This is a genomic window from Bradyrhizobium sp. CCBAU 53351 (assembly GCF_015291745.1).
Taxonomy (GTDB): Bacteria; Pseudomonadota; Alphaproteobacteria; order Rhizobiales; family Xanthobacteraceae; genus Bradyrhizobium.
Map to the genome: position 1 here is coordinate 1,354,105 of NZ_CP030059.1, position 14,365 is coordinate 1,368,469.

10 protein-coding genes are annotated in these 14,365 nt (G+C 65.4%); 7 read left to right on the forward strand and 3 right to left on the reverse strand.

Annotated features, from left to right (window positions below):
- Positions 1–474 (reverse strand): hypothetical protein, encoded by a 474-nt coding sequence (locus XH83_RS06545; protein ID WP_194406212.1) that lies wholly within the window; start codon positions 472–474, stop codon positions 1–3.
- Between the two features lie 11 nt (positions 475–485).
- Positions 486–986 (reverse strand): hypothetical protein, encoded by a 501-nt coding sequence (locus tag XH83_RS06550; protein WP_194406213.1) that lies wholly within the window; start codon positions 984–986, stop codon positions 486–488.
- Positions 987–1,351: 365 nt separating this feature from the next.
- On the opposite strand from XH83_RS06550, the gene XH83_RS06555 reads away from it, so the two are divergent.
- The 5 genes from XH83_RS06555 (at position 1,352) to XH83_RS06575 (ending at position 11,966) form a co-directional block, all read left to right on the forward strand.
- Entirely contained in the window at positions 1,352–3,037 is a 1,686-nt protein-coding gene (locus XH83_RS06555) for a methyl-accepting chemotaxis protein (RefSeq protein WP_194406214.1), read from the forward strand.
- Between the two features lie 95 nt (positions 3,038–3,132).
- Positions 3,133–4,815 carry a methyl-accepting chemotaxis protein gene (locus XH83_RS06560; RefSeq protein ID WP_194406215.1) on the forward strand — a complete coding sequence of 561 codons (1,683 nt, stop codon included), beginning with the start codon at positions 3,133–3,135 and terminating at the stop codon, positions 4,813–4,815.
- 162 nt (positions 4,816–4,977) lie between these two features.
- Positions 4,978–6,699, forward strand: coding sequence for an AMP-binding protein (locus XH83_RS06565; RefSeq protein ID WP_194406216.1), 1,722 nt, complete (start codon positions 4,978–4,980; stop codon positions 6,697–6,699).
- A 12-nt stretch (positions 6,700–6,711) separates the two neighbouring features.
- Entirely contained in the window at positions 6,712–10,017 is a 3,306-nt protein-coding gene (locus XH83_RS06570; RefSeq protein WP_194406217.1) for a carboxyl transferase domain-containing protein, read from the forward strand.
- 95 nt (positions 10,018–10,112) lie between these two features.
- Positions 10,113–11,966, forward strand: a complete 1,854-nt coding sequence (locus XH83_RS06575) for a sigma-54-dependent Fis family transcriptional regulator (protein WP_194406218.1) — start codon at positions 10,113–10,115, stop codon at positions 11,964–11,966.
- A 13-nt stretch (positions 11,967–11,979) separates the two neighbouring features.
- Here XH83_RS06575 and XH83_RS06580 read toward each other — a convergent pair whose 3' ends face one another.
- Positions 11,980–12,855, reverse strand: a complete 876-nt coding sequence (locus XH83_RS06580) for a LysR family transcriptional regulator (protein WP_194406219.1) — start codon at positions 12,853–12,855, stop codon at positions 11,980–11,982.
- A gap of 104 nt (positions 12,856–12,959) precedes the next feature.
- Between XH83_RS06580 and XH83_RS06585 the strand changes: the two genes are divergently transcribed.
- Positions 12,960–14,033: an alkene reductase gene (locus XH83_RS06585; RefSeq protein WP_194406220.1), complete on the forward strand. Its 1,074-nt coding sequence runs from the start codon at positions 12,960–12,962 to the stop codon at positions 14,031–14,033.
- Positions 14,034–14,131: 98 nt separating this feature from the next.
- A complete protein-coding gene (locus tag XH83_RS06590; RefSeq protein WP_194406221.1) occupies positions 14,132–14,362 on the forward strand; it encodes a hypothetical protein in 231 nt (76 codons plus the stop codon).
- Positions 14,363–14,365 lie beyond the last annotated feature (3 nt).

The following is a 14,365-nucleotide window of genomic DNA, read 5'->3' on the forward strand; positions in this document are numbered from 1 at the left end:
TCAGCACAGTGCAAGCGCGTTGACCGCGCGTGTCGCCGCATCTTCCTTGCCGGAGCCGACCAGCTGGCCGACGATGGATTCGAGCTCGCCCGGCTGCTTGCGGCGCGCGACCGCCAGCAGCTGCATCAATTCGGCCTCGTCCTTCGACAGGCGACGGCAGGACGGCGGCATGAAGCACAGATCGCACGGCCGGCCACTGCGCAGGATTCTGACGAGTGCGGCAGCCCGCGCCACCAGCAGCGGGCTGTCGGAAATGCCCGGCGCCTCGTCGGCAAAGCGATAGGCCGCTTCCCAGCAATCCGACGCGCCGGTGGTATAGGCCGCCCCGATGAACCGGAACAACGACAGCGCAACGCGGCAGAAGTCATCGTAGCTTTCGACGCAGGGACGCGCCGCAAGCGCGGCCTGAAGCGGACAGAGCCGCGGCTGGCCGGCGTTCGGAATCGTGACAGAACCGCAAATATCCGGGGGCATGAACGATCTCGTCAGTGCAATGTCGGGCTTCCGACCAGCCAGCTCTTCATCGCCATGGTGCGGTCGTGGTCGAAAGACCGCAGCTGCCGGTCGGGCAGGATGAGACCCGCCATGCGGAAGATCGTCGCGAGCCCGCGCACAGGCGCGAGCGCCCAATCGGCGCCGACCGGAGGCAGCCAGCTCTCGAATTGTTCACGCGCGATGTCGATGCGATCCTGTTGTGCCGCGGCGACGGCGTGCAAAATGCCCTGCTCGCTGTCCGACACGCGCGGACAGGTCGGGCAGTGCACCTCGATGGCGGTGTGGGCCGTGCAGGCGAAGATCTCGATGATGGATTCCAGCGAGTGCACGGCATCGCCCACGCGAAAATGGTCGTACACCTCTTTGATGTCGGCTGCGGTAGGAACCGCGCCTCCGCTGCGGGCCTTGGCGCGGAAGCCCCAGATGAAGAGCCGTTCGGCCGCGCTCAGCGCCGGCAGGTCCAACGACCGGTGTTGTATCGATTGATGCATGGAGCCTCTGGCGTCTGCAGCGCGCACGCCGCCTTTGATCTGCGCGATCGTTCCGCCAGAGCGTCTCGCAAGTCAACGCTCGCGGGCGCGATATCGAGGTGTTCTAGAATTGCAATCAGGATTTCGCATCAGAGCCGAGTGACGAACGCCCGTAAAAACACGTTGAACGAATCCAATCTTGAATCCTTCGAACCGTACCATGTTGCCGAAGATGCCATGGAAAGGCGCGGCGCGGGGTTCGATTTACGACGCCTTAAGCCGATCAAGTCATACCGGGCCTATTCGGGCGATGGTCGAATTGCCTCAGACATTGATTTCATGCGGCGCTCGCGTGTTGCTGCGCCCCGTCTCCAGAGAGAACGACTGTGCTGAACCAGATCTCGATCCGTACCAAGCTCTTGAGTGCCGTCCTGGCGATGGCGGTGGCGATCTGCTGCGTGACCGGTATTGCGCTGTGGTCGATGTACCAGCGGATGTACCAGGACAGGGTGAACGTCCTGAAGGCCATGGTCGACGCCGGCTACAGCCTTGCGGAAAAGTTCGAGGCCGCGGCCGTGGCGGGCCAGCTGACCCGCGAGGACGCACAGGCGCGCTTCAAGGACGCGTTGCTGAAGATTCGCTATTCCGGCGACGAATATCTGTTTGCCCATACCTACGATCAGGTCGGCTTCGCTCATCCAAGCCCCAAGCTGATGGGCAAGGACGTCTTCGGCATCAAGGACAGCAACGGTGTTCCCGTCATCCCGGCTCTGCTCGACATCGTGCGCAAGCAGAACGAAGGCACCTACGCCTATGACTGGCCGTTGCGGCAGGACGATCCGAAGACGGCGGTGAAGCTGTCCTACGTCAAGGGTTTCGCGCCCTGGAAGGTCTTCATCGGAACGGGCGTGTTCGTGAACGACATCTGGACCGACTTCATGGCGATGGTCTGGAAGATCGTCGGCATCATTGCGCTGCTCGCGCTTCCGGCGATCGGGCTCGTCGGCCTCGTCGGCTTTGCTGTCAGCCGCAGCATCCGCGGCGTCAGCGCCGCGATGCAGGCGCTGGCCGACGGCGATCTGTCGATCGACCTGCCCGAAGCGAAGCGGGCCGACGAAGTCGGGCAGATGGCGCGCGCGACGACATATTTCCGCGACCGGATGGCGGAGAGCGAAAAATTGCGCACCGAGCAGGAGAGATTGCGCTTGGACACCGCAGCCCAGCGCAAGCAGGACATGTATCGTCTCGCCGACGATTTCGAGCACGCGATCGGTGCGATCATCGAGACGGTGTCGCAGGCCGCCGGCAACCTCGAGAGCTCCGCGGGCACCCTGACCTCGACCGCCGACAGGTCGCAGGACCTTGCCAGGACGGTGACCGCCGCCTCCGGCGAAGCCTCGACCAACGTCCAGTCGGTCGCGGCGGCGACCGAGGAGCTCAGCTCCTCGATCACGGAGATCAGCCGGCAGGTGCAGACGTCGGCCCGCATGGCCGGCGATGCCGTCGCGCAGGCGCACAAAACCAACGAGCGGGTCAACGAGCTGGCGCGGGCTGCCAGCAGCATCGGCGACATCGTCGCGCTCATCAACGGGATCGCGGCACAGACCAATCTACTGGCGCTCAACGCCACCATCGAGGCTGCGCGCGCCGGCGAAGCCGGTCGCGGCTTCGCCGTGGTCGCCTCGGAGGTGAAGCTGCTGGCGGAGCAGACCGCCAAGGCCACCGGCGAGATCAGCGAGCAGGTCAGCGGGATGCAGGCGGCGACCGGCGAGTCCGTCGCGGCAATCAAGGAGATCGGCGACACCATCGGCGGCCTTTCGGAAATCGCCTCCGCCATCGCCGCGGCGGTGGAGGAGCAGGGCACGGCGACGCAGGAGATTTCGCGCAACGTCCAGCAGGCCGCGCACGGAACGCAACAGGTGTCCACGGGCGTCGCCGACGTGCAGCGTGGGGCGTCCGAGACCGGGGCAGCATCGTCCCAGGTTCTGTCCGCAGCACGCTCGCTCGCCGCCGACAGCGCAAGCCTGAAGCAGAAGGTCAGCTCCTTCCTCACCTCTGTCCGCGCGGCCTGAGGGAGGCCTGAATTCCGGGAACCGGAATGCTTAAGGCTTTGCTAAGGGGATCGGGATAAATTGGCATGTCTGTACCGCCAATTTTGCGAGCTCCGATGATTTTCTCCCGCATCAGTTTCAAGCTGGTCCTCATTGTCGGCATCAGCCTGCTCGGCATGATCGCGCTGGCGCCGATCGCCCTGTCGACCGTGCGTAGCCAGATGGTCGCCGACCGTCAGGCCAAGACGCAGCACATGGTCGATGTCGGCTACGGCATTCTCGCCCACTATCAGAAGCTCGAGAACGAGGGGAAACTGCCGCGCGAGCAGGCCCAGGCCGCCGCCATGGCCGAGATCAAGAGCCTGCGCTACGACAAGGTCGAGTATTTCTGGATCAATGACATGACCCCCAAGATGGTCATGCATCCGATCAAGCCGGAGCTCGACGGCAAGGATCTGTCCGGCATGAAGGATCCCGCCGGCAATGCATTGTTCATGGGCTTCGTTGACGTCGTCAAGAAGCAGGGCGCCGGCTTCTATGGCTATCTCTGGCCCAAGCCCGGCTTCGACCAGCCGGTCGGGAAAATCTCCTATGTGAAGGGCTTTGCGCCCTGGGGCTGGATCATCGGCACCGGCATCTATCTCGACGACGTCGACGCCGTGTTCCGCCAGAACGCGATGACGTTCGGCTACGTCTGCCTCGCCGTGCTGGTTCTGGTTCTCGGCGCCTCGTTCCTGATCGGACGCAGCGTCACCCGGCCGCTGGCCACGATCACGGCGCTGACCGAGCGCCTCGCCGCCGGCGACAGCGCTTTCGAGGTGCCCTACACCGACCGCAGCAACGAAGTCGGTGCGCTTGCCAAGGCACTCGCCGTGTTCAAGGACAATGCGTCGGCCGTGGGCCGGATGCATGCCGAGCAGGAAGAGATGAAGCACAAGGCCGACGACGAGAAGCGCAAGGCGATGGCCGATCTCGCCGGCAAGTTCGAGGCGAGCGTCCAGGCCGTCGTCCGCGACGTCTTCAACGAGGCGCGCGCGATGCAGCAGGCCGCGCAGGGCATGTCGGAGACCGCGAACAAGGCGAGCGACCGCGCGAGCTTCGTCGCCACGGCGTGCCAGCAGGCTTCGAGCAACGTGCAGACGGTCGCTTCCGCGGCCGGCGAGCTGTCGTCCTCGATCTCGGAGATCAGCCAGCGGGTCGCGCAGGCCGCGACCGTGGCCGACAAGGCCGCTGCCGACGGTCAGCGCACCAACGACACCGTGCAGGGGCTGGCTGCGGCTGCGCACAAGATCGGCGAGGTCATCGACCTCATCAACCAGATCGCCTCGCAGACCAATCTGCTCGCGCTCAACGCCACCATCGAGGCGGCGCGGGCCGGCGAAGCCGGCAAGGGCTTTGCGGTGGTCGCGAGCGAAGTGAAGTCGCTGGCGAGCCAGACCGCAAAGGCGACCGACGAGATCGGTGCGCAGATCACCGCGATCCAGGCCGAGACCAATCAGGTCGTCGGCAACATCGAGAGCATCCGCGCCACCATCATGGAGGTCAACGAGATTTCCTCGTCGATCGCCGCGGCGGTCGAGGAGCAGGGCGCCGCGACGCAGGCGATCGCCCACAGCGTGCAGGAAGCGGCCTCCGGCACCGACCAGGTCTCGCAAAACATCTCCGGCGTGACCGATGCGACCGCAGAGACAGGGCAGGCCGCCGGCCTCGTGCTGCAGTCGAGCGGCCGCCTGACGCAGAAACTGCAAACCCTCGAGAACGAGGTCAGCGTCTTCGTCGCGGGCGTCCGCGCCGCGTAACGAAACGCGCTGCACTTTCCTGGTATTTCCGCGTCGCGGCATCGGCTGCGGCGCGGATGTTGTTTTCCTTGACATGACCTCTGCCGTGCTCGACGTGTAATGACGGCGAGCGACGGCACGTGCGTGCCTGCGCGAAGAAAAAAAGCAGCACGGGAAGACGTCATGAGCGCAGGCCTCAACGAACAGGACTACCTCGCCACCCTGCGCGGCCTGTGGGACAAAGCCTGGCCGAAGGGCCTGCCGCGTACGCCGAACTATCTGCACGGCGAAGTTCCCTTGACGGAATATCTGCGCGCCTGGGCGAAGCGCAGCCCCGAACGTCCCGCGGTGATCTTCTACGGCCACGTCACGACCTATGCGGATCTCGACCGGCAGAGCGACCGCTTCGCGGCGCTGCTGGCGGCCAAGGGCGTGCGCAAGGGCGATCGCGTCGCCGTCTTCCTGCCGAACTGTCCGCAATTCCACATCGTGTTCTTCGGCATTTTGAAGCTCGGTGCGATCCACGTTCCGGTCAGCCCGCTGTCGCGCGCGTTCGAGCTGTCTTACGCGCTCAACGACAGCCAGGCTGAGGTGATCGTGTCGCTGGACCAACTCATGCCCGTCATCGAGCAGGTCAGGGGCGAGGTACGTCTGCGCGAAATCATCGTCACCAGCTTTGCCGACGTCGTGCCGACAACGCCCGCGTTCCCCGTTCCGGACTCGATCCGCACGCCGCGCGTTGCGGTGCCGGGCTCGACCGATCTGTTGCCCGCGCTTGCGGCGATGCCCGCGTCACCGCCGCTGCCGCCGCCCGGACTCGATGATGTTGCCGCGCTCAACTACACCGGCGGCACCACCGGCATGCCCAAGGGCTGCGTCCATACCCATGGCGACATGGTCTACACGGCCGCGGCCAATTACGGCATCTCGATGCCGCCCGGCGAGAGCAGCGTGTTCCTGTCGTTCTTCCCGGAGTTCTGGATTGCGGGCGAGAACTCTGGACTGATCTTCCCGCTGTTCTCCGGCGCCACGCTGGTCCTGCTCGCGCGCTGGGACGCCGTCGGCGCGATGGCCGCGATCGACAAGTACAAGGTGACCATGACCGCGATGCCGGTCGACAGCGCGGTCGAACTGATGGACCATCCACGCTTTCGCGAGTTCGATCTGTCGTCCTTGACGCAGGTCCGCGTCGTCTCCTTCGTCAAGAAGCTCAATGCCGACTACCGCAAGCGCTGGAAGGATCTCACCGGCACGATCCTGATGGAGGCGGCCTGGGGCATGACGGAGACCCACACCTCCAACACCTTCACGGCAGGCTTCCAGGACGACGATTTCGATCTCAACAACCAGCCGATCTTCGTCGGCCTGCCGGTTCCCGGCGCAGAGTTCAAGATCACGGATTTCGAGACCGGCGCGCTGCTGCCGCTTGGCGCCGAAGGCGAGATCCGCGTGCGGACGCCCTCGCTGCTCAAGAGCTACTGGAACAAGCCGGAGGCGACCGCCGAGTCGCTTGTCGACGGCTGGCTGCGCACCGGCGATATCGGCGCCATCGACAAGGACGGCTTTCTGCACTTCCTCGGCCGCCGCAAGGAGATGCTGAAGGTCAAGGGCATGAGCGTGTTTCCGCCGGAGATCGAGGCCCTGCTCGGCCAGCATCCGAAGGTGTTGGGCTCGGGCGTGGTCGGGCGGGACGATCCCGACAAGGGCCAGGTGCCGGTGGCTTATATCCAGCTCAAGCCGGAGGCGGTCGGCACCATCTCCGCGGAAGACCTGCGCGCCTGGTGCGCCGAACGCATGGCCGTCTACAAGGTTCCGGAAGTGCGTATGATCGATGCCCTGCCGCTGACGGCGACGGGCAAGGTGAAGAAGCAGGACCTCAATCCCAATGTGCCTCCTGCCGTCTGAATGAGAGAGACGATGTCGTTCAAAAAGCTCCTGATCGCCAATCGCGGCGAGATCGCCATCCGCATCGCGCGCGCCGCCGCCGATGCCGGCATCGCGACGGTCGCGATCCATCCGGCCGACGACGCGCTGTCGCTGCACGTGCGTGTTGCCGACGACGCGATCGAAATCCCCGGCCGCGGCGCCCGGGCCTATCTCGACATCGAGGCGGTGGTGACGGCGGCGAAGAGCGCCGGCTGCGATGCCGTCCATCCCGGCTATGGCTTCCTCAGCGAGAACGCGGCGTTTGCTAAGGCCTGCGCCGACGCGGGCCTCACTTTCGTCGGACCGAAACCGGCTGCACTCGAATTGTTCGGCGACAAGGTCGCGGCACGGCAACTCGCAAAACGTTGCGGCGTCCCCATCATCGCCGGCACCAGCGGGCCATCGAGTCTCGAAGAGATCACGGCGTTCTTCACCTCGCTCGGCAGCAGCGCGGCCATTGTCATCAAGGCGATGGCCGGCGGCGGTGGGCGCGGCATGCGCGTGGTGGAGAGCGCGGCCGATCTCGCGGAGGCCCATGCGCGCTGCCAGTCGGAAGCCAAGGCCGCCTTCGGCTTCGACGGCGTCTATGCCGAGCGCCTGATCCGGCAGGCGCGCCATATCGAGGTGCAGATCATCGGCGACAAGCATGGCGCGATCTCGCATCTCTGGGAGCGTGAATGCACCATCCAGCGCCGGCACCAAAAGCTGGTCGAGGTCGCCCCGAGCCCCTCGCTGAGCGATTCCCTGCGTGGCCGCATCATCGAGGCGGCGAGGCAGCTTGCGACGGCGGCCTCTTACGACAATCTCGGCACGTTCGAATTCCTGGTCGACGGCACCGCCGAGGACAGTTTTGCCTTCATCGAGGCCAATCCCCGGCTGCAGGTTGAGCACACCGTGACTGAAGAGGTGCTCGGGCTCGATCTTGTCCGCGCCCAGTTCGCGGTCGCCGCGGGCGCGACGCTGGCTTCGCTCGGCCTCGCGCAAGGGGCGATCCCGAAGCCGCGCGGCCATGCCATGCAGCTCCGCGTCAACATGGAGACGCTGGACGCCGGCGGCGCGACGCATCCGACCGGCGGCGTGCTCGCCGTGTTCGAGCCGCCGTCGGGGCCCGGCGTCCGCGTCGACAGTTTCGGCTATGCCGGCTACAAGACCAGCGCGGCCTTCGACTCGCTGCTGGCAAAAGTCATCGTGCATACGCCGGGCGAAGCCTGGCACGACGTCGTCGCCAAGGCGTCGCGCGCCCTGCGCGAATTCCGGATCGACGGCGTCGTCACCAACATCGCCTTCCTCCAGGCGGTGCTCGCGCATCCAGATTTCAAGACCAACCGCATCGCGACCGACTTCATCGATCGCAACATCGCAAAGCTCGTCGATGCCGCCGATGGGGCGGCCAAGCCGCTTTACTTCGCCGCGACCGAGCAAAGCGGCGGTCACGGTATCGAAGCGCATGTCGCACAGGTCGTGCCCGAAGGCACGGTGATGGTCGCAGCTCCCCTGCAGGGCACCATCGTCACCATCCAGGTCAAGGAGGGCGAGATCGTGCGCCCCGGCCAACAGCTCGCCGTGATCGAATCCATGAAGATGGAGCATCTCGTCATGGCCGAGCAGGGCGGTCGTGTCATGAAGCTCGTGGCCGGCGATGGCGTCACGCTGCTGCATGGCGAAGCCATCATGTATCTGGAGCCGCTCGACGTTGCGGCCGACCACACGGCTGCGGAGGCCGACGTCGATCTCGACCACATCCGCCCCGACCTCGCCGAGCTGATCGCCCGTCAGGCCAACACGCTTGACGAAAATCGCCCGGCCTCGGTCGAGCGTCGCCGCAACACCAACCAGCGCACCGCGCGCGAGAACGTCGCGCAACTCGTCGACGAAGGCTCGTTCATGGAGTATGGCAGCCTCGCGATCGCGGCGCAGCGGCGCCGGCGCAAGCTCGACGACCTCATCAAGAACACACCGGCCGACGGCCTCGTCATGGGTGTCGCCACAGTGAATGGCGAGAAGTTCGGGCCCGAAGGCGCGCGCTGCATCGTCGTGGCCTACGACTACACCGTGCTCGCGGGCACGCAGGGCCATATGAACCACAAGAAGATTGACCGCATGCTGACGCTGGCGGAAGACTGGAGCGTGCCGCTGGTGTTCTACGCCGAGGGCGGCGGCGGCCGGCCCGGCGACACCGACCGGCTCGGCATGACCGGGCTCGACGGCCCGTCCTTCGTGCAATTCGCAAGGCTGTCCGGCCTCGTCCCGGTCGTGGGCGTGGTCTCCGGCTATTGTTTCGCCGGCAACGCTGCGATGCTCGGCTGCTGCGACGTCATCATTGCGACCAGGAACGCCTCGATCGGCATGGGCGGTCCCGCCATGATCGAAGGCGGCGGGCTCGGCGTCTATCATCCGGCCGAGGTCGGCCCGGTCTCGTTCCAATCGCCGAACGGCGTCATCGACATCCTGGTCGAGGACGAGGAAGAGGCAACGCGCGTCGCGCAAAAATACCTGTCCTATTTCCAGGGCGCGGTGACGGATTGGGAAGCGACCGACCAGCGTCTGCTGCGCCGCGCGATCCCCGAGAATCGCTTACGCGTCTACGATATCCGCAGCGTGATCGGTCTGGTCGCCGACAAGGACAGCGTGCTGGAGCTGCGCCGCGACTACGGCGTCGGCATGATCACCGCGCTGATCCGCATCGAGGGCAAGCCGTTCGGCCTGATCGCCAACAATCCGCGCCATCTCGGCGGCGCAATCGATGCCGATGCCGGCGACAAGGCCGCGCGCTTCCTGCAGCTTTGCGACGCCTTCGATCTTCCCATCGTCTCGCTCTGCGATACGCCCGGCTTCATGGTCGGCCCCGAGGCCGAAAAGACCGCGATCGTCCGCCACGTCTCGCGCATGTTCGTGACAGGCGCGAGCCTCACCGTGCCGCTGTTCGGCATCGTGCTACGCAAGGGCTATGGTCTCGGCGCGCAGTCGATGATCGGCGGCGGTTTCCACGCCTCGTTCTTCACCGCGGCCTGGCCGACCGGCGAGTTCGGCGGCATGGGCCTGGAGGGCTATGTCCGCCTCGGCTTCCGCAAGGAGATGGAGGCGATCGCCGATCCCGAAGAGCGCGAGACGTATTACCGCAACAAGGTCGCCGAGCTCTATGCCAACGGCAAGGCGGTCTCGATCGCCTCGGTGTTCGAGATCGACAACGTCATCGACCCCGCCGAGACGCGGCGCTGGATCATGGCAGGCTTGCGGTCCGTGCCGAAGCCGCCGGCCAGGGCGGGGAAAAAGCGGCCGTGTATCGATACGTGGTGAGGGCGGTGCAGCAATAGCTCCTTTCCGGTTCCCGATTGACATCCCAGCCTGTGGTGCCAGACTTTGCACAATAATACAGGGTGGAGACGTCCGCGATGGCCAGCCTTTCGGCCTCGAACCATGTCGCCCGTGTCTTGTCCGTCGCCAATCATGTGGCCGACGTCGACGCCTCCTCGCGCATTGCCAATTCCTGGCGGCGCTCCCTGATCAGCCACAAGCTCGATCCCGCCCGCCGGGGACCGCCGCAGACCCTCACCGAAGCCGAGGTTCGGCATGTCGCCGAACCGATGGAGGAGACGATCCGGCTCGCCACCTCCGAGCTCGAGGATCTCGCGCGCGTGCTGCGGGACGCCGGCTATTGCGTCAATCTCGCCGATGCCAACGCGACCATGCTGTTCAGCCGCTTGCCGGGCGAGGCCGACACCGAGATCTTCCTGCGCTGGAAGGTCTATACCGGCTCGAATTTTTCGGAGGCCCAGGAAGGCACCAACGGGCTCGGCACCTGCCTTGCCGAGCAAAAGCCGATCCTGGTTCATCGCGACGAGCACTTTCGCGAGCAGTGGGGCATCTTCTCCTGTGCGGTGACGCCGCTGTTCGATCCTGCCGGCCGCATCGCCGGCGCCGTCAACATCACCTCGTGTCGTGACGACCTCAGCCGCGCCGCGCACCAGCTTGCGCTCGCGGTCGCGATGCAGGCCACGCGCCGCATCGAAGGCGCGATCTTTCGCGAGCATTTCCGCAATGCCTGGATCGCCACCGTGCCGGGCGATGGCGGCAGCGGCCTCGTCGCCTATGACGATGATCGTCGCGTTGTCGGCGCATGCCGGTCCGCGCGCGCCCTGCTGGGCCTCACCGACGGTTTGATCGCGTCCGGCATCGACCTGTCCCGCTACGTCAAGTTCGATCACCACGCTGTGCGCGGTGCGGACGACATCGTCCAGCTGCGCCGCGCCGACGGCAGGCCGTTGGGGCAGGGCCGGATCGCGCCGCCGCAGCGCGCGCGGCCGCTCATCAGGCGCCGCGATCCGCCCGTCGATCGTTTCGATGCGCTGCATCGGCTCGCGGGCCGCGATCCCGGGCTGATCAGAAGCGTGAAGCGGCTCGGGGCCGTCGTCGATCACGACCTGCCGGTGCTGCTGCAGGGCGAGACCGGCGTTGGCAAGGATGTGTTCGCGCGCGCCATTCATGCGGCGAGCCACCGGGCACGCAACAATTATGTCGCGCTGAATTGCGCGGCGATGCCGGAGAGCCTGATCGACGCCGAGCTGTTCGGCTACGAGGCCGGCGCCTTCACGGGCGCGCGCCGCGACGGCTCGAAGGGCCTGATCGTGCAGGCCGACGGCGGCACGCTGTTCCTCGACGAGATCGGCGACATGCCGATCGCGCTGCAGACGCGACTGCTCCGCGTCCTGGAGAACCGCGAAGTCTGGCCGCTCGGTGCGCTCAAGCCCGTCGCCGTCGACATCCGCCTGATCAGCGCCACCCACCGCGATCTCGGCCGCCTGGCGGAAGAGGGCGCCTTCCGCGCCGACCTCTACTTCCGCCTGCGCGGCATGGAGGTGCGGCTGCCGCCCTTGCGCGAGCGGGCGGATCGGGACGACATCATCCGCCAGATCGCGCGCGAGGAGGCGCCGGGCTGCAGGCTCTCGGACGAGGCGAGGTCGCAGTTGGCGGGCTACCCGTTTCCCGGCAACATGCGCCAGCTTCGCCACGTGCTGCGGCTCGCAGGCTGCACCGCGGAGAGCGGCGTGATCACCGATGCCGATCTCGATCTACCGCCGTTCGGGGGATGCGCGGAGCCTGATCTCGAAGCAGCCGAGCGCGCCACGATCGTCGACGCGCTGCGCAAGCATGGTGGCCGCGTGACGGAAGCGGCACGCGCGCTGAAGCTGAGCCGTGCGACGCTGTATCGCAAGATCAAGCAGCTGAAGATCGAGACGGCGCAGTAGCGTTCAGCCCGATCTATCCCCGGTTCAACCGTTCGCGCAGAAATTCAATGAAGCGCTGCGTCTTTGCTGGAAGCAGTCTGGTCTCGGTGACAGCATAGATGGTCATGGGCAAGCCCTGCCATTGCGGCATGATGCGGCGCAGCCGGCCGGCTGCGACTTCGTCGGCGACGATTTCCTGCGGCACGAAGGTGATGCCCATGTCGAGCGTCGCGAGGCGGCGGAGCATGCCGATGCTGTTGAGGTGGAAACGGCCGCTGACGGGCGCCTCCACCGATTCCACTCCGTTGTGCAGCGTCCAACTGCTCACCCTCGTCTGGCAAAGGCATTGATGGCGCGCGAGATCTGTGGGTTCGCGTGGCTCACCATTGAGTTCGAGATAGCGCGGCGAGGCGTAGAGATAGCCATGCAGGCGGGCAAGCGGCCGGGCGATCATGTGGGAGGCCTGGGATTCTCCATTGCGGATCGCCAGATCGTATGGTTCCGCGACCAGGTCGACGCGTCGCGGCGTGAGGTCAAACTCGAAATCGACGCCGGGGTAGTGCTGTGCGAACTCGGTGATGACCGGCGCCAGATAAGTATTCGCGAAGTCCACCGGCAGTGAAACGCGCAACAGTCCGGTCGGGTGGGTCAGCATCTCGCCGAGTTGCTCATGGGCGAGGCGCGCTTCGTCGACGATACGCTTGCAACGTTCGAAATACAGCTGGCCGGCTTCCGTCAATTCGATCTTGCGTGTGGTCCGGTTCAGCAGGCGAAGACCGATCTCCTTCTCGAGCAGGCTGATCCGTCGCGACAGGGTCGAGTTTGGCATATCGAGCGTCGTGGCGGCGCCCCGGAAGCTTCGGGCTTTCACGACCTCCACGAAGAGCGCCATGTCGTTCAACAATTCCATTCAATTATTCCATAGATAGATCAATCATTCCCATCATATGGCATTTATTCCATCAAATAGAAGATCCATCTACCCTTCTCGATATCATCGAGAAGGAACACTCTATGAACCCGTTATTCGGTCCGGTCCGCCTCGGCGGCCTTGAGCTTCCGAACCGCCTGGTTATGGCGCCCATGACGCGTTCGCGCGCCGACGCGAATGGCGTTCCCGGCGAGCTTGCCGCCGAATATTACGCGCAGCGCGCCGGCGTCGGTCTGATCGTCACGGAGGGCACGCAGCCATCCGACGACGGTCAGGGCTATATGAACACACCCGGCATCTACACAGCCGCGCATGTCGCCGGCTGGCGCAAGGTCACTGATGCCGTGCACGACAAGGGCGGGCACATCTTCATTCAACTCATGCATGCCGGCCGCATGTCGCATCCCGACAACACGCTGCATCACCGGCAGGGCGTGGCCCCGTCTGCGATCGCACCGGGCGTGCCGATGTTCACGCCGAAGGGCATGCAGGACATTCCGCAGCCGCGGTCGCTCACGACCGACGAAGTGCGCCGAAGCGTCGCCGACTTCCGCGACGCCGGGCGTCTCGCCATTGCGGCAGGCGCTGATGGCGTCGAAATCCATGGAGCGAATGGTTATCTGGTGCAGCAGTTCATCGCGCCGAGCGCCAATACCCGCACTGATGCGTATGGCGGTTCAATCGAAAACCGCGCACGTTTCGCCATCGAGGTTGCGGCCGCCATCGCCAGGGAGATCGGTGCGGACAAGACGGCGATCCGCCTGTCACCGGGTATCACGATGTGGGGCATCAACGAAGGCGCCGAAGGACCGGACCTCTATCGCTATCTGGTCGGCGAGCTCGACAAGCTCTCGCTCGCCTATCTGCACATCATGCATCAGGGCGACGACGGTCTTTTGGCCGATCTCCGCAAGCTGTGGAGCGGCAAGCTGATCGTGAATAGGCCCGGGCGTCCGCGCGATCGTATCGGCTCAGACGTCGGCGCGGGACTGGCCGATCTGGAGGCCTACGGCCAGATGATCCTGGCCAATCCAGACCTCATCGCACGCCTGAAATCCGGTGCGCCCCTGAACGAGGCCGATCGGACCACGTTCTTCGGCGGTGCCGCGCGGGGCTACACCGACTATCCCGCATTGGGCGCGACGGCTGCCGTTTGAGGACGGCGGTCATCACATTCATCGGCCCGCACAGCGTCCGCGGTGCGGGCGTCTATTGTCATCAGTGTTGTGGCCGCGCCAATCTGCTCGGGTCGCGCATGTTGTTCGCCGTCGTGGAGCGGCTGACCAGCTTCATGATGGTTGAGCCCGACATTTATGCCGAGCGGCTGGTACCGCTGCTGGTGTCGCACGATCTCAATGGCCGCAGCGGCGCGATGTTCAACAACAAGGCGAAGGCCATCTTGTCGAGCCCGTCGTCGAAGGAGCCGACCTACGCGTCCGCGCTCATGGGAGCCTCAGACAAATTGCTTCGTCGCGCGATAGGGTGAAGT

Bases quoted from the DNA above. Each gene is read 5' to 3' on its own strand.
- XH83_RS06545 (WP_194406212.1), bottom strand. From the start codon at position 474: ATGCCCCCGGATATTTGCGGTTCTGTCACGATTCCGAACGCCGGCCAG.
- XH83_RS06550 (WP_194406213.1), bottom strand. From the start codon at position 986: ATGCATCAATCGATACAACACCGGTCGTTGGACCTGCCGGCGCTGAGC.
- XH83_RS06560 (WP_194406215.1), top strand. From the start codon at position 3,133: ATGATTTTCTCCCGCATCAGTTTCAAGCTGGTCCTCATTGTCGGCATC.
- XH83_RS06565 (WP_194406216.1), top strand. From the start codon at position 4,978: ATGAGCGCAGGCCTCAACGAACAGGACTACCTCGCCACCCTGCGCGGC.
- XH83_RS06570 (WP_194406217.1), top strand. From the start codon at position 6,712: ATGTCGTTCAAAAAGCTCCTGATCGCCAATCGCGGCGAGATCGCCATC.
- XH83_RS06575 (WP_194406218.1), top strand. From the start codon at position 10,113: ATGGCCAGCCTTTCGGCCTCGAACCATGTCGCCCGTGTCTTGTCCGTC.
- XH83_RS06580 (WP_194406219.1), bottom strand. From the start codon at position 12,855: ATGGAATTGTTGAACGACATGGCGCTCTTCGTGGAGGTCGTGAAAGCC.
- XH83_RS06585 (WP_194406220.1), top strand. From the start codon at position 12,960: ATGAACCCGTTATTCGGTCCGGTCCGCCTCGGCGGCCTTGAGCTTCCG.
- XH83_RS06590 (WP_194406221.1), top strand. From the start codon at position 14,132: ATGTTGTTCGCCGTCGTGGAGCGGCTGACCAGCTTCATGATGGTTGAG.